Source organism: Psychrosphaera sp. 1_MG-2023, from assembly GCF_030548245.1.
GTDB lineage: Bacteria > Pseudomonadota > Gammaproteobacteria > Enterobacterales > Alteromonadaceae > Psychrosphaera > Psychrosphaera algicola.
The window spans coordinates 99,132-120,499 of sequence record NZ_JAUORW010000004.1 but is presented as its reverse complement, the minus strand read 5'-3'; the positions used below and the strand labels follow the sequence as shown (position 1 = coordinate 120,499).

The 21,368-nt window shown below is 37.8% G+C and carries 17 protein-coding genes; 12 read left to right on the top strand and 5 right to left on the bottom strand.

The window, feature by feature from the left end:
• Positions 1–3: 3 nt before the first annotated feature.
• From Q4575_RS04720 to Q4575_RS04685, 8 genes are all read left to right on the top strand, one after another.
• Complete coding sequence (locus tag Q4575_RS04720; protein ID WP_303521483.1) at positions 4–3,282, top strand: DEAD/DEAH box helicase; 3,279 nt, start codon at positions 4–6, stop codon at positions 3,280–3,282.
• Positions 3,279–4,781: a hypothetical protein gene (locus Q4575_RS04715; protein WP_303521482.1), complete on the top strand. Its 1,503-nt coding sequence runs from the start codon at positions 3,279–3,281 to the stop codon at positions 4,779–4,781. Before Q4575_RS04720 ends, Q4575_RS04715 begins: the two co-directional genes overlap by 4 nt.
• Positions 4,781–7,201: an AAA family ATPase gene (locus Q4575_RS04710; protein WP_303521481.1), complete on the top strand. Its 2,421-nt coding sequence runs from the start codon at positions 4,781–4,783 to the stop codon at positions 7,199–7,201. The genes Q4575_RS04715 and Q4575_RS04710 overlap by 1 nt, the downstream gene beginning before the upstream one ends.
• Complete coding sequence (locus Q4575_RS04705; RefSeq protein WP_303521480.1) at positions 7,201–9,042, top strand: hypothetical protein; 1,842 nt, start codon at positions 7,201–7,203, stop codon at positions 9,040–9,042. Before Q4575_RS04710 ends, Q4575_RS04705 begins: the two co-directional genes overlap by 1 nt.
• Positions 9,043–9,196: 154 nt before the next feature.
• On the top strand, positions 9,197–9,817 hold the full coding sequence (locus tag Q4575_RS04700; protein WP_303521479.1) for a hypothetical protein: 621 nt from the start codon (positions 9,197–9,199) through the stop codon (positions 9,815–9,817).
• Positions 9,818–9,827: 10 nt separating this feature from the next.
• Positions 9,828–10,268, top strand: coding sequence for a DUF488 family protein (locus Q4575_RS04695; protein WP_303521478.1), 441 nt, complete (start codon positions 9,828–9,830; stop codon positions 10,266–10,268).
• Positions 10,269–10,330: 62 nt separating this feature from the next.
• A complete protein-coding gene (locus tag Q4575_RS04690; protein ID WP_303521477.1) occupies positions 10,331–10,873 on the top strand; it encodes a DUF4326 domain-containing protein in 543 nt (180 codons plus the stop codon).
• 168 nt (positions 10,874–11,041) lie between these two features.
• Positions 11,042–11,341, top strand: coding sequence for a hypothetical protein (locus Q4575_RS04685; protein WP_303521475.1), 300 nt, complete (start codon positions 11,042–11,044; stop codon positions 11,339–11,341).
• A gap of 110 nt (positions 11,342–11,451) precedes the next feature.
• On the opposite strand, the gene Q4575_RS04680 is transcribed toward Q4575_RS04685, so the two are convergent.
• From Q4575_RS04680 to Q4575_RS04670, 3 genes are read right to left on the bottom strand one after another with little or no spacing between them, the layout of a single operon-like run.
• Entirely contained in the window at positions 11,452–11,751 is a 300-nt protein-coding gene (locus Q4575_RS04680; protein ID WP_303521474.1) for a hypothetical protein, read from the bottom strand.
• A 23-nt stretch (positions 11,752–11,774) separates the two neighbouring features.
• Positions 11,775–13,037 (bottom strand): type II toxin-antitoxin system HipA family toxin, encoded by a 1,263-nt coding sequence (locus Q4575_RS04675; RefSeq protein ID WP_303521473.1) that lies wholly within the window; start codon positions 13,035–13,037, stop codon positions 11,775–11,777.
• A 4-nt stretch (positions 13,038–13,041) separates the two neighbouring features.
• Positions 13,042–13,326, bottom strand: coding sequence for a helix-turn-helix domain-containing protein (locus tag Q4575_RS04670; RefSeq protein ID WP_303521472.1), 285 nt, complete (start codon positions 13,324–13,326; stop codon positions 13,042–13,044).
• Between the two features lie 292 nt (positions 13,327–13,618).
• On the opposite strand from Q4575_RS04670, the gene Q4575_RS04665 reads away from it, so the two are divergent.
• The 4 genes from Q4575_RS04665 to Q4575_RS04650 all read left to right on the top strand — a co-directional run bounded on the left by Q4575_RS04665 (position 13,619) and on the right by Q4575_RS04650 (position 17,787).
• Positions 13,619–13,822: a hypothetical protein gene (locus tag Q4575_RS04665; RefSeq protein WP_303521470.1), complete on the top strand. Its 204-nt coding sequence runs from the start codon at positions 13,619–13,621 to the stop codon at positions 13,820–13,822.
• 117 nt (positions 13,823–13,939) lie between these two features.
• On the top strand, positions 13,940–16,063 hold the full coding sequence (locus tag Q4575_RS04660; RefSeq protein WP_303521468.1) for a winged helix-turn-helix domain-containing protein: 2,124 nt from the start codon (positions 13,940–13,942) through the stop codon (positions 16,061–16,063).
• A 127-nt stretch (positions 16,064–16,190) separates the two neighbouring features.
• On the top strand, positions 16,191–17,330 hold the full coding sequence (locus Q4575_RS04655) for a serine hydrolase (protein ID WP_272182087.1): 1,140 nt from the start codon (positions 16,191–16,193) through the stop codon (positions 17,328–17,330).
• 172 nt (positions 17,331–17,502) lie between these two features.
• On the top strand, positions 17,503–17,787 hold the full coding sequence (locus tag Q4575_RS04650; protein WP_303521467.1) for a hypothetical protein: 285 nt from the start codon (positions 17,503–17,505) through the stop codon (positions 17,785–17,787).
• 458 nt (positions 17,788–18,245) lie between these two features.
• Here Q4575_RS04650 and Q4575_RS04645 read toward each other — a convergent pair whose 3' ends face one another.
• Together Q4575_RS04645 and Q4575_RS04640 are read right to left on the bottom strand one after the other, a co-directional pair.
• Positions 18,246–19,652, bottom strand: coding sequence for an endo-1,4-beta-xylanase (locus tag Q4575_RS04645; RefSeq protein WP_303521466.1), 1,407 nt, complete (start codon positions 19,650–19,652; stop codon positions 18,246–18,248).
• Between the two features lie 86 nt (positions 19,653–19,738).
• Positions 19,739–21,265, bottom strand: a complete 1,527-nt coding sequence (locus Q4575_RS04640) for a tryptophan halogenase family protein (protein ID WP_303521465.1) — start codon at positions 21,263–21,265, stop codon at positions 19,739–19,741.
• Positions 21,266–21,368: the final 103 nt, after the last annotated feature.

The following is a 21,368-nucleotide window of genomic DNA, read 5'->3' as shown; positions in this document are numbered from 1 at the left end:
CTGATGAATACTCGAGATCTAAAACATTTAACCCAAGAAAAGATCATTGAAGCTGTCATAGAAGAGGATGTTATTTCGGCGCTTGATTGTGAACAAGATATATCTATTCACATTATCCACGACGAGCTGTTTATTAAGCAAAATGACCTTTTGGCTCAGGTTACTAACGCGGCAGTATTTGATAGCTATGGCGACATTGAGCACTTCATTTGGATACCTATATCTAAACAAGAAAATAAGGTGCTTATTCAAGCGATCCCCTGCTTACCAAATAATTTGGATTTTCACGAGCTGCAAGTTTCTGTAGATGAAAACATTATTGAGCAAGTTGCTAAACTCACAAAGCTAAAATCCAAAGACATTGATAGCGTTACAGAGTGGCTAAAAAGCGAGTTTGTACTCGATGTTAATAACCAATCGAAAGTATTAACAGCGATCAGCAGCGCAAGCGTTGCTGATAATAGAGGGCTAACGATTGTAGGTAAAACTAGCGTGCTTGAAGTGCAATATACTCCAGATCAAAGGATGTGGGCGAAATCGGTTAAGAAATTGCGCCGTAAGGTTAAGTTCGATTTGAGTTCTATCGATTGTGAATTATCGTTTGTTGACTATACGGTTGCAGCTCGAATTCAAGATCCTTTAGTGAAGCAAAAGCTTGAGGAGTTAAATCGAGATAATTCAACATACATAAACTTATGGAACCAATACAACCAAAAAGTTAAAGAAAAATCGGTGGAACTCGCCAATAACGCTGACTTTGTTCGTTATATTAAAATCGATAAAGAGGACTCAGTCGATGGTGTGAAGTGGAAGTTTTACTTCAAAGAAAAAGATTTAGAGAAAGTTAAACAGCTTGCCGCAATTTTAAAAGAAGAGCCTAACCATACATTAGAGATCAACAAGCGTTTGCCTAGTTGGCTAGAGAATAATATTGGTGATTTAGGGCTTGAAATGGATGAAAAGGTTGAGAGTATTGCAGCTCAATTTTCGGGGCATACTAATCAGTACATAACACTCAAGTTAAACTCTTACGGTAAGCCTGAAGAAAAAGGTGTTATTTATTTGTCGATTAGTGGCTCAATTGTGCAAATGCAAAGACGTGAGCAAGCAAGGGATTCAATAACAGGATTTTTTAATCCAATGAAAGACCTACGTCTGTTAATTGAAGATCAAGATTTCAGTATTTCTAGGCAAAAAAAAGCCAAAAACAAATTAAAACCGTTAACCTCTGCGGCGAGAAGATCCTTTAAAGGTGAGCCAACGGCAAAGCAGATAGAAGCATTAGATGTCGCGTTAAATACGCCTGATATCGCCTTAATTCTCGGCCCACCAGGTACAGGTAAAACCCAAGTTATCAGTGCGTTGCAAAATAGGTTGGCAGAAGAGCATAAGAGCAATTTAACGGGGCAAATACTACTTACCAGCTATCAAAATGATGCGGTGGATAATGTCATCGCTAGATCCGAGGCATTTGGTATTCCGGCTATTAGAGCGGATGATAATACCCGTGCCCCTTATTTATTGGAGCAGTGGAGCCAGAAACAAACAAGTAATTTAACTGAGGTTGCGAATGAGTTAGCTCAAAATGACGGCAGTTATAAAATTATAAAAAACATTCGAAAGGATATTGCCACTATTCTTGCTTCTCGTGTAGATAAAAAACAAAAACACGAGCGGATGAAAAGTCTTCTTGAGGATATTGATAATCTTAGGGTAAACCACGGTTTTGACATACCTCAGTCCCTGAAAGCAAAACTTGAGCAACAGTTTGACACTCAAGTCGATGAAAACAAAACAACTTCTAACTCTTTATTACTCAATCAAGTGAGAGGTTTACGTACCTCTGAACGAGCGTATGACGATGATGGCTATGAACAGTCTTTCAAGTGTCTATCCGCTTTACGCAGAACGGGGCGGTTTGAAGAAGAAGTAGAAGTTCTTGATGAAATTATAGAGAAGTTGAATCTCAGTGCTGAAGACTTTGAAAAAATCAGAGAAGTTAAAAATAAGTTACTCGATTATTTAATCCCCGATTACCGACCTAAGTCGTTACAAGTTGAGCTTTCAAAAGAAGAAATATCAACCCTCCATCAATTGAATGAGGTTATCGCTAAGCACGCAATGAATTGTGCAGCAGGGATACCTGATGTTATCGGGGAATATTTAGACATAATCAAGTATCAACCGGATTACCTTGCAAAAAGTGTAAGGGACTACACAACATCAATTGGCGCATCGTGTCAACGTTCTGCGGGTCAGGAGGTTGTAAAGTATAAAGAGCAAATTAATGCTTCTTTGGATGAAGTTGGGGGAGACTTTACCTTCGATACAGTCATCGTAGATGAAGCTGCCAGAGCGAACCCGCTTGATTTATTTATTCCAATGGCGCTGGCAGCGAAGCGAATCGTATTAGTTGGAGATCACTTCCAGCTACCGCAAATGTTAGAACCCGATATTGAAAAAGAAATGATTGAAGCAGGTGACTTGCAACAAGAGACTGCTAAAGCAATCAAAATGAGTCTTTTCGAGCGATTATATACGCAATTAAAAGCTCGCCAAGCCAAGGATGGGATTCAACGAACTGTGATGCTAGATACCCAGTTTAGGATGCATCCAGATATCGGCGGGTTTGTTAGTCGTTCATTTTATGAAGCTGAAGGAGAACCGAAACTTGGAGCAGGCTTAAGCGAAGATCATTTCGAACTCGGTATTGCTAAGTATAAAGATAAAGTAGCCGAGTGGATTGACCTGCCTCTACAGTCTGGTAAAGAGCAGCGTTCAGGGACTAGTTGGCAACGCAATTGCGAAGCACAAAAAGTTGTTAGTGAAGTTCAAGAGCTGTTTAAAGAGAATCCTAATATAAGTGTGGGTGTTATTACCTTCTTTGCAGCTCAACGAGAGTTAATTTTAAATAAGCTTGCACAAGTAGGAATTTGCCAAAAATCAAATGATGGTTGGGAGTATCTGCCTGGCTTTAAAACAACGGAAGAGGGAGAAGAAAAAATTCGAGTTGGCTCTGTTGATGCTTTTCAGGGGAAAGAGTTTGATGTGGTGATTCTATCAATGGTTCGCTCTAATGACTTTTCGGCATTAGATGAAAATGCATACCGAAAAAAATATGGCTTCATTCGCACACCAAACCGTTTAAATGTAGCGTTTAGTCGAGCTAAGAGTTTAATTAAAGTTGTTGGTGATAAAGCCATGTTTTCTGGCGAGTCAGCCGAAAAAGCCATTCCTCAAGTATGGGCATTTATTCATGAACTCTGTGAGGTCAAGTCATGATTACACACAGAGATATTCAAGATGTTTGCTACTTAAAAAGTACGCAAACTAAAAAACCGTATTACGAAAGTCAAAAAGATATTTTTTGGCCGTTTTATTTATGGCGAGTAGCGGCACCTAAAAGTAAGCCAAGCTTAAATATTTTTCAGATGTTGGTGTTAAAGCTTATTTTAGCTGGGTGCCGTAACAACGAAACACTATGCCGATACAGCAATTTAGATAAAGAGCTTATCAGGCACATTTTAGCTCAATTAACCAATGATGGTTACCTTGAAGGTTGGAGTCATACAGACAAAGCCACGCAGTTACTTTTAGGTGTTGAAGAGTCTACAAACGAGAAAACAAGTTATTACATACTTCAAGATGCAACCACTGGAAAGTTGATGCCGAGAGTACTTTCGACATTACCGCACATAGAAGGCATGGATTTCAGTGGGCATTTCCCTCAATTTGTTCGAAGTAAAGGTTCAGGGAAGTTAGTAAAGCCTTTGTTAATAAGTAATACCGTTAAGCCAGAAGTGCCAACATCAGAGCAAATGAACACCTGCTTAAGAGCCTATCGAAGGGAATTGAACCAGTTAAAACAAGCTGACTTTTATATATCAGACGATGCGCTAGAGGTTACTTATTCTATAGCGTTTATTGAGCAGGACCCCATTGCAGTGTTCATCCACACTAAGTTATTTTCAACAATTTCTGGTGAGCGCTCGTGGTATTTATCTGATCCAACAGGACTAACGGAAACCCTTCCAGAGCTAAATGATGTTGCCGAACAGTTGTTGGATTCAAATAAGCATTTTGCTTCCAGAGTTAATGAGGTAATGGGTATCGCTGAAGAAGAATATGTATCTAGTTACCAAGAACAATTGCTTCACTTTGAAGAGTTAGCAAAAGTTGAGTTGCTGTCAAAATATCCTTGGGTTCAAAAGTACCCGTTAATCGAAAAACATTTACTTGGAATGTTGAGAGTTAAGATGCAAGTAAATTATGAGTCATCACCACGATTTGAGTTACTAGATAGCTTGTTAAGTGAATTACAACGCGTTCTGGAGGCTTGGTTAAAAACATTTATCCAGCCAAAAAAAGCAAACTCAGAATGGGAAAAATTGGTTGTTGAATGGGATGACAAGTGGCCTAAGTACCAACAAAACAGAAATCGACTTAGAGAGATGTATTGTCGCGTTGATGGAGTAAGCCATGAAGTGGGATATCAATTAGCTACTGTTGCACCAAAAAGCATTAGAAGCGCATTGACTCATGGTAATCAGTCTTTAAAACCTTTAGTTGCAGCAATGTTACTAAAGTATCCAAATGTAATTGAATCAATAAACCAACGCTATTCTGAATGGTTAGATCTAATAATTCCGTTAGCTAATGATAGAAATCAATTCGCCTCTCACGCTGGAGGAGAAAATATTTCTAAGGATAGTGTTTTAGAGCATTTAAACGCAGTAGATGAATTATTGATAGTTTTAGAAAGTTTTTTAGGAAGTAAATAATGTCAAAACGAAATAAAACAAAGAAGCAGCCTGTTGCTGCAAATGCATCAAAAACTCCAAATAAAGTAGAAGATAAAATTAATAGTGCATTAGCTGCTGTTGACAACTTAGTCGAGAGTGATAGTGGTTCGGTTTTTGGTGCAATGGCTGAGAAACTTAAATTAGCAAAAGCGTCACATGATGCAGCGAGTGAAGAGCAAAAAAAAGAAGCCTCTGAGTCTTACGGCAATGATATTCAAACTTTGGTTGGCGAACTTAAAAGGCTATTAGAGCAAAACAAGAAGATTGAAGCGGATAATAAACAGAGTTTATCAAGATCAAAGCAATTAGAAGAGTCTGTAGAAGAACTTAAAAAGAAACTTGATTCAGAAAAAAAAGAACTAGATAAGCAATCCAAAGAGCTTTTGGCGAATAAAAAGAAAAATGCTGAAGATACGGCTGAACTTGCCAATAGGCTCGAAGAGCTAAAAGAGCAAGAGCTTGATGCTGAAAATGGGTTTGCCGCAAAACACATGGAGATGCTTGAAACGTTCGAAGAAAAACAAAAGAAGCTTTCAGAATCATTGGAACGGAAAAAACTAAATCTTGAAAAAGAAGTAGATGAGCTAACCAGAACCAAACAATCGTTGAGTGAAGCAGAAAAAGCCTTACTCGAAGAAAAGTTGCAGGAAATCTCTTCGAAAGAAGCTGAACTAGACGAGAAATACTTCAAAATAAAACAAGAACTAGCGATTGCTGAAAGGAAGCGAATGCAGGCTAATCTGACTGAGGAGGAAGCGCAACAATATAAAGCTTCTCTGCGCAGTGAAGTTGAAACAGAGTTCTTTCAAAAAATAACGTCGTTGGAAAACCAAAAAGAAAACCTTGAAAAGCAAATAACTGAATATGGAAAAGAAGAAAAGCAGTTACTTGCAAAGTTGAGTTCATTTAAAGACATAGAAAGACAATTTGGTGACGCAAGTCCACAGGAGGTTTTAGAGCAACTTAATCATTACAAACAAGAGGTAAACAAACTTCGTTTACAGTTAGATGAGAAGCCTAGCGAACAGCTTGAACAATATTACAAAGAGCTTAAAAAGACCTACGAAGCATTAGAGCAAGAATACAACAATGCTCAGGCAGAGTTACAGCAAAATAAAGTTCAGCTTACAAAAAGTAGGATGTCTGTTATTGAGTTGGAGCAAGTTCAAAAGCAAAAACAAACTTTGGAAAAACATAATCAATTATTAAAAGCAGCTGTTGATCAACTGAGTGCTGATGTTGACGATTTAGTTAATAAGCAACAAGCTAAAACCGCATTCCCAGCTCTATTAGAACTTGATAGCAAACTAAGAGCTAAGGGGATAACTGAGTCTATTCCTTCACTAAGAAACTTTGCTGAAGTGCTTCAACATCGTATTGCTTGGGACTCTCATGAACAGAAAGAATTGTACTATCGCCTTGAAGATATTTGGCTGTTTATTGCTGGTCTTGCTATGAGTCATTTACATATTCTACAGGGCATCAGTGGTACTGGTAAAACCAGCCTGGCTAAAGCATTTGCGAGAGCAATAGGTGGCGGAGTCAAAACAATTTCAGTTCAAGCTGGTTGGCGTGATAAAGGTGATTTGATAGGGCACTTCAATGCATTTGAAAAGAAATTTTATGAACAAGAAACTCTTCAGGCATTATATGAGGCTCAATCTCCAGCATACAGTGATCGCCCTTACATTATTCTGCTTGATGAAATGAACCTTTCAAGACCTGAGCAGTATTTTGCAGAGTTTCTTTCAGCGCTAGAGTTAGACCCTAAAGATAGAATTCTTCCATTAATGACGACAGGGCAACCAAATGGGCCTGAAAAATTAATCGATGGTAGAAAAATTAGAATCCCAAAAAACCTTTGGTTTATTGGTACTGCTAACCATGATGAAACAACGTTTGAGTTCGCAGATAAAACTTATGACCGTGCCCATGTAATGGAGCTTCCAAGGCATAAGAATACGTTTGAAATCAACAAAGAACTAGAACCAGTGACTTACAGTTTTGAATCACTAGAGGCAGCTTTTGAAGCGGCAGCTAACAAACATAGCTCTCAGGTTACTAAGCTTATTAAAGCATTAGATGGTTCTGAGCTTTCAATGATACTAGAGGAAGATTTCAATGTTAGTTGGGGCAATCGATTAGAAAGGCATCTTACTAGGTTTATACCCGTCATGCTAGAGTGTGGCAGTGACTTGGGCTTTGCCTTAGATCATATGTTAGCAACTAAGGTGCTAAGGGCGGGTAAAGCGACTGGCCGTTATGACACTGAGCATGAAGATATTTCAAACCTTATTGATGCATTAAACGAGTTTTGGCGTACTCAAGGCTTTAATTCCAAACCTGAAGCGAGCTTGAAACTCTTAAATAATGAATTGAAGAAAAAGAGTAGTCTTTAATGATTACTTGGTATGACAGATTTAACGGGAAGTTAGTAAAACAGCTTCCTGAAAATATTGCGCCTGGAAGATATGTGGCTCAGGAATCGTGCATTTTTAATGGACATTCAAATATCCAGACAGATGATTTTCTTATTAGTGATGGAACTGAAAAGTTTCACATTGGACCTCAGGTAGGCTCATTTATTCATAATGAAAAGTCGGAACAACTTGAGACTGAATTAGAAATTATCGAGAGTGCAATACTCGCATATCAAGAAGCGGTTGAGTTGGGGAAAAATAGCTCTTTTCTTATACCAGATAAATTACTTGCTCGCTTTGAGTTGACTAAATTTGAGGAATTACTAGTCGATGTTCTAAAAAAAGGGCATCTCCAAGAAATTGCCAGACGGCCTAGAATGGAGTTAATTTATGAGGAGCATCTTGTTCCAGTTTCCAGAGCTAAAAAAGTAGCTGGCTCTGCCAATGCTCACTTAGCCTCTCATTCAGAGTGTTGGCAAACCCGGACATTAACCGGTGTAATCCCTAAACAAATCCTCGCTTTAGAAAGTGAAGATCAGCTCAATATTTATGAAAATCGAGTGTATGTAAAACTACTAGGTAATATTGAGCAATATTTAGTTAAGCGCATTTTAGAAGTTAAAAAATTAGAAGAAATATTCAAGCAAGCAGTGAGTTTTCAAAATGCGGAAGGTATTTATTTTGAGTTGCGGGACAGTATCTTTACATTATGGGGAGAAGGCTTTTCTGATGATGAACAAGCGGATGATGCTGCAGTACACGGAATAGCAACACTTGAACTGCTATCCAAGATGTTGAAAAAAGTAAGAACATTACAACATTCAGGTTTGTACCTAACGTTAACTCATAATATTCATGTTCCACTTAAGTTAAATATGACCAACGTTTTGTCACATGACCAGCATTATCGTCATGTAGCAAGGTTATGGAATAGTTGGTTGGATACCCAGCAAGCTAATTACCTCGATCCCGAACAAATTTTTCAACGAAATAAGAAGCTTGCAGTTGCATATTCACAATATTGTTGTGACTTGGTGAAACGAACATTGCATGAACTTGGTTTTAATGAGTTGACACCAAACTGCTTCAAAAGAAACGGAAACCAGGCCATTTATCTTGAGGTAACAGCTAACTCTGAAATCGTATTAAAAACACCTGAACATAATTTATTCTTTATTCCGTGTTTCACCAATAGTATTGACCTCTCAGACACAGAGTTGATGGAAAACAGTCAAAGGATATTGCTTTCTTTAGATTCTGCTCTAGAAATGAATGAAAAACATCTTTGTACTGCACCAACCAATTTTTATTCATTAGAACAGCTAGCTATTTTGATTTCGAAGTGGTTGATCAGTCAAACATTGCAAACTATTGGAATTACAGTATCTAAAGCTCCATCATTGCTTTTAAAAACGTTAAACCGAATGAATGCAAATGGCTATTGGAAGCTTGAGAATAATAGCATCACCATAATAAAGCCATGTCTAGCTGCTAAACCTAAGCTACTGGAGTTTAATAAAGAGCATAAGCAGGATGTCTCTATCGTTCAGGCAGTTGATGCCGTTACTGCAGCCGCAGATAGATTTGAAGAGTTGTTGTATTGCCCTTGTTGTGGCGCAAAATCTGATGAAGACCAATGGATTTCTAGAGATGACAATTGCTTTGCAATTCGAAACTCTAGCTGTAATCACTTATGGGAGGTTAATCGACAAGCGAATGGCAATAAAGTATTAAAAGTCGTACCAAATAAGGTTTTAGATAGTGATATGTTAGACGACTTTGAGCGTACTGGTAGGTTTAGTATTTTAGTAAATGTTTAGGTAATATTAATTACTTTTTAATAAATATTGTTACCATTTTAAGTCTGCGTCACTGCTTGTTATATTGGTATCCATCTGAATTATATAGGTATTTTGTTTTTGGTTTGATTTTGGCACTGCTTAAGAAGTTATTAACTTCGGAGTGCCATTATTAATGAACCAACAATCGATACAAACAGTAATTTTTGCAAACTCTATTAAACACGGTCAGCATTGTGTTGCTGGCAAGACATTAGACGGTAAGCGTTGGGTTAGACCAGTGTCGGACAGTGACGGAAAAGAATTAACACATAGCCAAGCTAAGTGCCGTAATCCTCATGGAACCTTTAACGTTAAGCCTTTACAAAAAGTAACTATCGGTCTTTCAGCTCATGTTCCATTGATAAACCAACCTGAAAATTACTTGATTGATGGTAGTGTTTGGAAGCAAAACTACACCTTAGACGACCATCATATTATCAATTATTTAGACCATCCATCAGATTTATGGGGGAAAGATGATAGGGTAAGGTATGAGCTTATCAAATCAGGTCAACTGGTTGTTTCTCAGAGCTTATATTTAGTGCAAGTGGGAAATTTAAGGCTGTATGTTAGTCCGTTTAATAAACGAAGAGCATCTTTCATATACAATGGTTGTGGGTATGATTTACCTGTGACTGACCCAAGTTTCGACGTTCTTGTTCAAGATAAAGGTGATATTAAAGGGATACTTTGTATTAGTTTAGGAGAAGAGTTTGAAGGTAATTACTACAAATTAATTGCGACTATTTTCTGAGGGGGACATGATGAATTTATATACCATTGGCTTTACGAAAAAAAATGCGGAAACATTTTTTACTTTCTTGCGAGAATCTGATGTTAAAACACTCATTGACGTTAGGTTGAACAATGTCTCACAGCTAGCAGGCTTTGCGAAAAGAGATGATCTTAACTTTTTTTTAAAAGAACTTTGTGGAGCTGATTACGTTCATTTGCCAGAATTGGCTCCGACGAAAGGTATATTATCTGCATACAAAAAAGGCGAAATGTCTTGGAATGTCTATGAAGACAAATTTCTAAATCTCATGAGCCAGAGAAATATTGAAAAGTTAATTACGCCAACATTATTAGAGGATGGTTGCTTACTTTGCAGTGAGCATGAACCTCATTTGTGTCATCGAAGCTTGGTTATACGTTATCTTAACGAGCACTCAAACTTAGAACTAAAAGTGAAACATTTATACTAATGAACAGTGTCTTAATACTTTATCCAAGCCTTTTTAACTGTTATTCAAAGTTTACAAGAAAGGTGCAAAAAATAACTTCTAACTTAGGAGAAGTTGAGATTGTTTTTTCTGATGATCCCAACCAATTTATACAAAAAATATGTGCTGAAAGCTCTAGTCAGATTGTTAGCAATAAAGTGGATACTTGGACGGTAGATAGCATAACACATGCCATTATTTTTGACGATGGTGAAGAATTTTCCGAAGAAACAAAGTTATTAACCTTAAATGATAAGCCAATAAGATTAATAAGGATAAAATTAACAAGGGTTATTAATATAAAACGTGAAACCAAGTATCAATCAGAAAAAAGCACACCAAGTTATGAGTATATCGGGAGAGGGTCATACTGGGGTAATCCTTACTCAATGTTTGAAGAGGGTGAAGACAGAGAAGAAGTAATTAGAAAGTATAAATACGACTTTGATTTTGAGAAGTTTCCTAAAAAAGAGAAAAAAGAAGTATTTAAATTAGCTGGTAAACGCTTGGGGTGTTTCTGTAAACCCGACAATTGTCACGGCGATGTTTTAGCTGATTTTTTAAACCAGTGGGATGATAATAAGTAAAATATATGACTTGTTCATATAAAAGAAATAAGCACTATTAGGCGACAATTAACTTGGCCGGTTCGCGACAATTAGCTTGACCGGTTTTGGTAAGCTCCAAACGTATCTAATTTATTTGAGAAAGGTATTTCTGGAAAACCCATCACCAAACAACAGGTTAATTTATATATGTCTTATCGTCAGGAACATAAGCAAGTAAAAGCAGCCGCTAAAGCTGGTATCTCAGAACGTTCCGCTTGTCGTATCGAGTCAGGTCAGCTTTTAGTCTCAAAACCACCTAGAAAATATCGTACACGTAAAGACCCTTTTGAAGGCGCATTTGAAGAACACTTAGTGCCGTTACTTAAAGAGGATCCAAAACTGCAGCCCATCACATTATTAGATAAATTGGATACGCTCATGCCCGGCCGTTTTGGCCGCACACACCTGCGGACATTGTGTAACCCCCTCATAAAATCAGAATGTTAAAAATAGAGTTTTCCATTTAAAGTAACCCTAGATGGAGAACAACATGAAAAAATCGAGATTTACTGAAAGCCAAAGCTAGTTGTGAACTAATCAAGTGGTATGAGTATTTTTTATAATTTCTGCACCAACTTTAACGATAGAGCTTCTTCTTTGGTGATGGCTGGAATAAATTGATTTGGTGAATCGAACGCGAATTGCCACAGGTATCCATCTGGAGAATCAAAAAATGAAAGTCCCATTACATCCGTTAATCCCATCAGATCTCGCTGAACTGTTCTAATCGTAATGTCTGGGTCGTATGCTAGTAATTGATTATGTATTTCTTTTTTAGTGAGTGCTTTTGGACTTACCGGAACCACCTTCAACATTTCGAGAGTTCTAGTTAGCGCTTTTACTTTTCTAGCTGGCATATCTCATCTCATTTTATAAATATTTATAGTCTAAAATCGTCATGCAATTGTGACCAGTGGCGCCTCAATATGTCCTTATGTTCTTGGTCCATTTGGAGCTCTTTTAGCAATTTAGGCCATTCAGTTCGAGCGTTGTTCATGACGTCTATGAGGTGTACTTTAATGGCTTGCCAAGGCATGCCAACCCGCTTAGACCAGATTTCAAATGAGCTCATATTTGCTTGATACCAATTTTTATTTTTGGCCATGTTGAGTGCAAATTCGGTCTCACCTTTCACATATGGCAGAGTAGAAACTATGTCATAGGCAGGGGAAATGCTAGGTCGTTGAGAATTGGTATATATCACTGACCAGTTTTTAAGGTGTGCGTCACCATTAGCGAGCAATATGTTTACAAGTAGACGTCGCGCCATTTGTTGGACGTCTTTTAAGGCTTGATGGCTATATGAGTATAGAGCGTCGGCGATTTGTTCATAATTATGCTTTTTATATTTCTCATGAGAATAGACTTGGAATATTTGTGCAAAATCTTCGGTATGGATCCTTTGCCCACTCTCTCTATCAAATCGTTTTATGGCGTAAGCATGTTTCTCATTTGGGAGTTGGATGTCTGGTAAATTATCTAACTCTGACAGCTCAACGAGTTTTATTTCTGGTATATCAACACCTACCGCTTCAGCAAGCCGCATCGCCGTATATTCGTTGTAAGGTACAAACTTGTGAACAGTGGATGGTGTTTTGATGATCCAACTGTCGTGATTAGCATCGTCGCCTATATTGAATCTTCCGTCTTTGTTGCGGACTGAAGAAAATTTCATCTGTACGCCAGCAAGAGAGAACTTATTTTGTTGGTGTTCAACATTAACTTGTATGGCTTCAACTTGATCACGGTGGTCTAGTGCCCATTGTGGGAGCTGGCCTGCTAGAATCGGTGATGCAACTATACCACCTGGTAAACTTCCTCCCATATGAGCCATTAAAGGAAACTCATTTTCGGTATGAATTTTAAGCGATTGAGACATCCACTCTCTCAATGCTCCCTCTGGAAGCAGATTCGATAATACAGGCGGCATACGTTGGGAACTAATTAATGGCTCTTGTAAGAGACGCTCATCTATCAGTTGCGACATGGTAAATGTATTGCGCTTGTTAGCAGGTAATGCGATATAGTTTGGGGAAAAGACTAAAATGTTCTTGCCACCAGAGTAATGAGAAATAACTCCTATTTCTTGGTTACCAATACTCAGACTCAGACCTTCAACATGTTCTATTCGTTTTGTATTCACTAGCCTAATCCTCTAGGTGTTTATGTTTGCTAGCCCAAATACTTTCGGTGTCTGGCGGCAGTGAGGTTGTTGTGTCTTTTTGATTGGCGGCAGGATCTACAACGGTTAGTTCCATGCTTAAACCAGATAGAATACGAAGTAAGGTTGATACTTTAAGATCTTGACCAGACTCTACGCGTTGATATTGCTGCTGAGACATTCCAATAAGCATACGCATATCCTTCTGAGACAATTGACGAGATTTTCGCTCTTGTATTAGAAAGTCGCTTAGTTCATTTAAGGTTTTCATAAAACAACTTAATTATTGTTTATAGATAATAGTACAACTTATATATTGTATTTTACAATTTGACAACATAAATGTTGTTTTTGGTAAGTGTTACAACATATAAGTTGTATTTGCTGAGAGGGATAATTTGTGAAAGTGCATACAGTTCTGTTGAAAACTGAAGCAGCATTCAAACCTAGTATTACAACAGCCCAAATCTTATGAAGGTAAACTCACATAGTGAATTAGAATTTGGATTTACAATTTATTGGTATACAGTTCATAACTAAAAAAGTTACAAAGTGTATACCGTTTGAGTCTAAATTTACTATTGAGTGAAATATCTAAGTCTAATAAAGCTGGTGGTTCAGTCTATGATACCGCTGAGCTTGCTTATATGTTGAACAAAACCGTAGACGCTAAATTCACTAAATTTTTATCTGACGTTGTGAAAAAAGGTTCATTGATCAGAGTCTGCAAAGGCATTTTCTACTCTGCACTCACCCCACCAGTGTAATAGCTTACTTAGCCGTTACATTTGTACTGGGTCTAGCCTCGCTTTAATGCTTCTATCATTGAATATTTGTGTGACTTTAAAGATAATATCGAATAATTAAACTAGAGAAATAATATAATGTCAGTTTCCTGCTATGAGTTTTTAAACTATCACTTTTTCTCGGAGACACGTACTTTATTAAATATTCAGACGAACCAAGAAACATACCTAGAGCCGAAAGTAGCAGACTTATTGTTGTATTTTTTGCAAAACCCGCAACGGGTTATCTCAAAAGATGAGTTAATTAAAGACGTTTGGCAAGATTCAGTAATAACCGATAATTCTATTAGTTGGGCTATATCTCAATTACGAAAAGCTTTAGACGATCACCCCAAAGCGCCTACCTTTATAAAAACCTATCCAAAGAAAGGTTACCAATTTTTACCCGCCCCCAATATTGTTAAAAGTAATGTTGTTATGAACAACGTAAGTATTAAGTATGTTGATGAAAACACAAAGCCCACTTCTTCACAGAGTATGATAGCAAAGCAAAGACCTCGCTTTATCAATACGAATTATTTGATATTAACGATTTTTGTGATTTCATTGCTTAGTTTGTTTTATTTCCAAAGCCAAGTTGATAGCTTAACTAAGTTAGAAAATATTCAAAATATAACGAATTTAGATGGCGCAGAAGAAGATCCTAGATTATCTCCTGAAGGAAATTTACTGCTATTTAGGCATAAAGCAAATACTTCTGATAGTACCTTTCAACTCTATATTGCAGACTTAAATGCTCAAAATGCAGTGCACCGATTAACCCATGACAAGGCGAATTATGTGAATGCTATTTGGGGAGACAACATTGAAAAAATATTTGCCGTTAAAGTCGAAAAAAACAACAACGATTTCCGCTGTACAATAAACTCATACGATTTACAGTCGCTTCAAGCGCTGGTGACATTACACAAAACACTTCACCAATGTGACGGAATGTCGGCAACGAGTCTTGCCTATCATCAAGCAACCAATACTTTATATTTTACTGATAAAATTGACGATAATAAGTATGCAGTTTATAAATTAAACTTAACGTCTAATAAAATTAAGCAACTTACCACCCCAGAAAAAGAGGGTTTAGGGGATAACTTTATCAGCCTTGATTTAGCACAAGAAAAACTACTTATTTTACGAGACTCGTTTTGGTCAAATACTGAATTTGTCAGCTTGAACCTTCAGACAAACCAACTTGAATCATTACTCTCAATACAATCTCGCTATTACAAAGCTTACTTTAGCCCTAACTCAGAACAAATCTGGTTAAATTCAGGTAATGACGTGCTGGTTAGCTATGATCCTAAAAAAGAGCAATCGACACCACTTTTAACTAATACATTCGGCTGGAACTACAACCTTTCGCCAGAAAGTAATACTGATGCTTTTTTTAGTGTTTCAGATCCTAATTATGGCGACATAATCATAAACCGAAATAGTCAGTTAAAAAAATTAACCACACAATATACTGAACTCCTCCCCACTATTTCATCGGACGGTAAAACATTATCCTACGTTTCAAATAAAACGGGCACACCTCAAATATGGCTTAAAAATTTAACCAATAAAAAGGAAACTCAACTAACAAGTACCAAAGAATATACTGAGTACAGGCAACTCGTTTGGTCGCCTAACAATGAATGGTTGTTAGTGACAAGTCAAAATAAAATTGAAGCATATCACCTAAAGAGGGGCATCAAAATGTTAGTAACAATCGCTGACTTTGGTATTTTCTATCCTTCATTTAGCTTAGATGGCGAAACAATTTACTTTTCATCAATTGTTAGTGGTGATTGGCAAACCTTTCAAGTGCCATTTAAATCAAAAACAACCAACATAAGCCCTGTTATCCCTCACCCTGCTTGGTTAGTTAAACAACTAGACGAGTCCACGCTGCTATATAGCAAGCCTCATATGGAAGGATTATTTACCTTTGATATAACATCCCAAACTAGTTCTCAATTATTTAAAAATTTCCCTAAAAACGACTATTGGGTGTTGGCAGATAACAAGCTGTATTTCAGGCAAACTCAACCCTATAAATCGTTACGAGTAACCTCTATTGATAATTACTTACCGAGAGAGCTTGTTCAGTTACCTAATGACACCAACGAGCTGTTTTCGATTACTCATTCAGGTGATACATCCATATTTTCTGTTCAAAGACAAAAGCAATCCGACATCAAAAAGGCAAAGATAATTCACTGATTTATAACAACTAATAATTTCCTCATAAAACTCTCACCTAACGCCAAAGCCTTATTTTTTGTTATTCGCTAAAAGTAATCTTCTTTTCCTGTGATTACAAAACTCTTTTGCGTAAGGAACATTATTTATGATCAAGTATAAATTAATTTTAAAAATTATATTATTTAGTACCATTCTTTTGATATTTGGTTGCGCTGATGAACAAGCCCCAAAAACTTGTAAAACCTGTAAAGATGCGAACCTTTCAACAGAAGAACTATTTGCCCAGTTAAAAACATCACACGGTGTTCCGTCATTAGCAGGCTTAATTTGGCAAAATGGTACAATGCAAGAACTGGGGGTAACAGGACTTCGTAGTGTAGATAGTACAGAAGAAGTTACAATTGATGATTTATGGCATTTAGGCTCAATCACCAAATCAATAACAGCAACATTAACAGCAAGGTTAATAGAGCAAAACGTTTTATCTTGGGAAACCACTCTCAGTGACGTTTTTTCGCCAGCGATAATGAATATTCCTCAAAAGTATCGACATACAACAGTGCGTCAACTACTAACACACCACGCTGGGTTAATGTCTGACATTACCAAAGTGAGTGGCTGGGGAGATTATTTCCATGACAATCAGGAAATAACCATACAGAGACTTGAACTAACAAAGAGTTTATTAACAGAATCAACAGGAAGTGTCGGTAAATTTTCATATACCAATTCGGGGTATGTAGTTTTAGCAAGCATGTTAGAGCATTTGACAGGTACGCCTTGGGAACAACTAATTACGAACGAAGTGTTTATTCCCCTTGAAATGTATGATGCCGGTTTTGGCGCTCCAGACTCAGGTTATAATTATTCCCAGCCTTATGGTCATTTAAGTAAAAGCGGTATTTTTTCCGTAGCACCGATGGACAAATTTTCTGACAATCCACCTGTAATGGGACCTGCTGGAACAATACATATGAGCTTATCTTCACTATTAAAATTTACTAATGCCCATTTGTTAGGAGCGAACGGCGATGAAAACTATTTAAGCAGCTCGAGTTTCGAGGAATTACACCAACCATACGGTAATAGTGGATACGCTATGGGCTGGTATGTAGACTCATCAAACAATCTATCACATATGGGAACCAACACCATGTGGTATGCCAAGGTAGGTTTTAACACTAAATCACAACTCATTGTCATTTCATTGACCAATATCGGTGGCAGTAAAGGTGATGATGCTACAGATGATCTCACAAATATTTTAATGAAAAGAAATCAATAACTTAATTGTTATTGACGTATGAATCTCAGAGATTATCGTTTTGCTAAAAGTTAATACACAGTAAATAAGCAAATAGGTCAATAAAGTAAAATCAAACCGTTTTAAGCCCGTTTTTCATCAATCAGGGGCCAACAGTTAACTCAAATAATGCACCAGGAAACGTTACATACAAGTGGTCAAGTTAAATTGGCCACGGTTTTATAGTTTAGCCAGTATCTTCTCTCTGACTCATTTGGTTAACTCGATTATAGATGAGCATAAAAATTTAGTAGGCTTAGAAATGGAAAGCTACGCTTTATATACTGCAGCGGCACTTACTGAAGAACCAAGACCTTTATGTGTGTCGATGAAATCAGTCTGTGACTTTGGTGACGAGCAAAAGTCTGGCGGATATCATGATTACGCATGCTATACAAGCGCGCGAGTTTTTTTAGAATTCATTAACAAATATTTTTAGATTTTTAAGCAATAACGGCTATCAGTTAAAATTAAAAAATTCGATGAGCGTTTTACAGCTTGAATGTCCGAGGAGCTATTCGTTAGTCAATTTCTCTGTTCTTTAGTATGATCATTTTGGAATAACTTTTAAAATCGATTAATCTAAACTTAATTTTTGGTAAGTATAACCTAGAGCTTGCCAAAGTTTTTCTCACAAAGCGGGGGTCAAATAGGGGTCAAAAATTCAGTGTTTTTTAATGTTTCTCAATTATGTGAAAAATTAGCACCCAGTAATCATGGGCTTTCAGCACTTATCAGCACTCAGTAAAACCCCAGTTTCTTCTGGTATGAAGATGCCGTTTTAATAGTATTAATTAGGCAGTGAATTTCCAGCTGTTTTGACAGTTAGAATAAAAAGCCGACGTAGGAATTGATTTCCTACGTCGGCTTTTTTGTGGGTGCAATACCATCTTATTTTTATGCTTTACGTTTTGTGATTACAAGCCTTGTTAAGAATAGCGATAATAGTAAAGACCATGACATTGAGCCGCCAGAACTAGAAGATGATTCTGGCTCTAGTTCAGGCGTCACAGCTTCTGTGATATCGATAATGTTGACTGTAACGGTCACTGCTAATGTCGAGCCAAAGTCACCCATAGCCGACACCGATAAAGTGTAAGAGCTAGTAGATTCATAATCTAAACTACCAGTAGAACTTAATGTAATGTTACCTTCATCATCAATAACAAATGGAGATGTATTGTTATTAATAGTGAAGCCAGTAATCACATTTGTCGTGTCGGTAAAGGAGAGTTGGCCGACAGATGCTAACGCTGCTGCATCTTCTTTAATGGTAAACATTTGGTCGGCATTTATGGTTGGGATATCGTCGTTGATATAGGATTTAAGCCATAGTAAAGCTGGGCGTTCATTACCACTTTTGTCTATTAAGTAGGCGCCTTCAGCATCACGCCACAAGCCTGGACGCCAGCCCCACAAGGTAATACCTTTTACGGCAGAATGGTCCCAAAAGATAGGGAATAGGCGTTTATATGACGCTAACTGGACAGCGTCGTCGGTGCCATCTATATCCAGCTCTGTGACATAAATATCTAATCCGGTTGCGGCAAGTAAGTCTAGGTTATTTTTGAGATTTGAGCTCGCCCCTGTTGTTGAGAATGCGTGTGCTTGAAAGCCTACACTGTCAATTAGGTCACGTTCTTTTAGCAAGTTAACTATTTTTACATATTCTTTTGTGAGATTGGTTTCATTGATAATGCCGTATTCATTGATCAATAAATTACTGTCTGGAAAGTAATGACGGGCGAGTTCGAAGGATTTTATGATCCAGTCGTAACCTGTTGTTCCGTCGCCGCCTAATGCTTCGCTGTAATTTGCCGCCGGGGACGAACTAAATCTTGGGTTGTCACCATTTGGTGGCGCATTCAGCGGCTCATTAACAACCTCGATAAAATCAATGTCACTATATCTATTTGCCAACGCAGCAAACCATTCTTCAATCTCTGCAAGTTGTTCGTCTTTAGGGAGTGTATCCATCCAACCGGGTTGTTGGTTTCCCCAGATTAATACATGAAGTTTAAAAGGGATATCGTTGTTTACTGCCAGCGCATAAGCCTTATCTAGCTCGTTCCAGTTCATAACGTCACGAGTGCGTTCTACGCTGCCCCATTTTCCGGCGTTTTCAGGTGTAACTTGATTCCAGTAGTCGGCAAAGTCTTGCACTTGCGCTCCGGCATAGACATTACCTAGAAATTTAGCATTGCCCTCGGCGATTGGTGGCTTTGAAAGTGCATTGGCATTTAGCGCCAATAACAAACATGAGGCTGAAACTAAACCTAACGTCTTTTTGATGTTTTTTAACATACGAATAAACTCTTACTGCGTTGTTGATTGAATTCCATGATTTCGTATTTACAGTAAGAGTGCTATTGCGTTTGACCCGCATAGTATTATGATTTTTCGTTGTCCATTTTTGGTGCCAAGCAGTGCTGATGAATAAATTCCTGTTGTGTTGGCATAACCTCAACAGACTTTGTAATAACACTTTGAATAAAGGTTAATCTTCGTTCAAGTTCTTCCTCTGGAATTGAGTCTACAAGCGGGTGGTAGCCCTTAGGGTGGATACGTTGCCCATGAAAAACTTCAAGCCAACTTGTTGGGTTAAACAATTCCATATTATTGCGAATGATATTGCCGTTAGCACTAAATTGATCAATTTTTTGTTGCAGACTATCCGGGATCGACATAGTTCTACAATGGTTCCAAAATGCCGAGTCATCACGTTCTGTGGCTTTATAATGCAGGATGATAAAGTCTCTGATACTGCAATATTCAAAGTCGGTTTGTTGGTTGTAGGCATCGATGTCATGTTGATTAAATTCGAGATCAGGGAAAAAGACCATAAGCCTAGCAATCGCGGTTTGCACTAAATGAATATTAGTGGACTCTATGGGTTCAAAAAAACCGCTAGATAAACCGATAGCAACACAGTTTTTATTCCATGATTTTTTACGTCGTCCGGTGGAAAATTTTAATAGTCTCGGTTCGGCCAGCGGTTTACCGTCCAAGTTATTCATTAATATATCGAGCGCTTCCTCGTCACTCATAAACTTACTGCTAAATACATGACCATTACCCGTACGATGTTGAAGGGGAATGCGCCATTGCCATCCAGCCGTATGGGCTGTCGAAGAGGTGTAGGGCTTTAACGGCTCAGTACGTTCGCACGGCACGGCCCATGCACTATCGCAGGGTAGCCAATGGCTCCAGTCGTCAAATCCCGTTTTTAAAGCTCCTTCTATCAGTACGGCTCTGCCGCCTGAGCAGTCGATAAATAAATCACCTGCTACTACTTCGCCACTTTCTAGTACAAGTGACTCAATAAATCCGTCACTTTCGCGAAGACGTGTTTCAACCACTTTTCCTTCTGAGCGTATAACGCCGCGTTGTTCAGAGTACTCACGTAAAAATTTCGCATATAATCCGGCGTCAAATTGGTAGGCGTAGGCAATGTTCGACAAGGGCGAATTGCCAGCGTCGATTGACCGCATAAACTTATTTTGATGGCCTGCGATGGTGTTTAAGGAATAGGCTCCAATATCCGGTACTTTGTTTTTCTGGCGCATTTTCCACCAATAATGAAAAAACGGAATACCGTCAATGTTCTGGCCAATTTCACCAAAAGCATGGGTATATTTGTCGCCAATTTGACCCCAGTTAACAAACTCAATTCCGAGTTTGAATGTACCTTGAGTGCGTTTAATAAATTCATTTTCGTCGATACCTAAAGTCCGATTAAATATTTGGATTTGCGGTATCGTTGCTTCGCCAACACCTACTGTGGAAATATCATCAGACTCGATTAAGCGGATATTGCAGTAGTTTTGTTTTAGTAATTTGCCCATGGTGGCAGCTGTCATCCAACCTGCAGTACCACCACCTAAAATAATAATGTTTTTGATTCTTTTATCGGACACGTTTGAAACCTTTAGTAATTCTATTAAATGAATTTTTTCATTATTTATAACACAAAAAGCACACCCTAGGGTGTGCTTCCATGAACAACTAATTCAATGTTTG

Bases quoted from the DNA above. Each gene is read 5' to 3' on its own strand.
- Q4575_RS04700 (WP_303521479.1), top strand. From the start codon at position 9,197: ATGAACCAACAATCGATACAAACAGTAATTTTTGCAAACTCTATTAAA.
- Q4575_RS04660 (WP_303521468.1), top strand. From the start codon at position 13,940: ATGTCAGTTTCCTGCTATGAGTTTTTAAACTATCACTTTTTCTCGGAG.
- Q4575_RS04695 (WP_303521478.1), top strand. From the start codon at position 9,828: ATGAATTTATATACCATTGGCTTTACGAAAAAAAATGCGGAAACATTT.
- Q4575_RS04715 (WP_303521482.1), top strand. From the start codon at position 3,279: ATGATTACACACAGAGATATTCAAGATGTTTGCTACTTAAAAAGTACG.
- Q4575_RS04720 (WP_303521483.1), top strand. From the start codon at position 4: ATGAATACTCGAGATCTAAAACATTTAACCCAAGAAAAGATCATTGAA.
- Q4575_RS04705 (WP_303521480.1), top strand. From the start codon at position 7,201: ATGATTACTTGGTATGACAGATTTAACGGGAAGTTAGTAAAACAGCTT.
- Q4575_RS04680 (WP_303521474.1), bottom strand. From the start codon at position 11,751: ATGCCAGCTAGAAAAGTAAAAGCGCTAACTAGAACTCTCGAAATGTTG.
- Q4575_RS04685 (WP_303521475.1), top strand. From the start codon at position 11,042: ATGTCTTATCGTCAGGAACATAAGCAAGTAAAAGCAGCCGCTAAAGCT.
- Q4575_RS04645 (WP_303521466.1), bottom strand. From the start codon at position 19,652: ATGTTAAAAAACATCAAAAAGACGTTAGGTTTAGTTTCAGCCTCATGT.
- Q4575_RS04710 (WP_303521481.1), top strand. From the start codon at position 4,781: ATGTCAAAACGAAATAAAACAAAGAAGCAGCCTGTTGCTGCAAATGCA.
- Q4575_RS04655 (WP_272182087.1), top strand. From the start codon at position 16,191: ATGATCAAGTATAAATTAATTTTAAAAATTATATTATTTAGTACCATT.
- Q4575_RS04670 (WP_303521472.1), bottom strand. From the start codon at position 13,326: ATGAAAACCTTAAATGAACTAAGCGACTTTCTAATACAAGAGCGAAAA.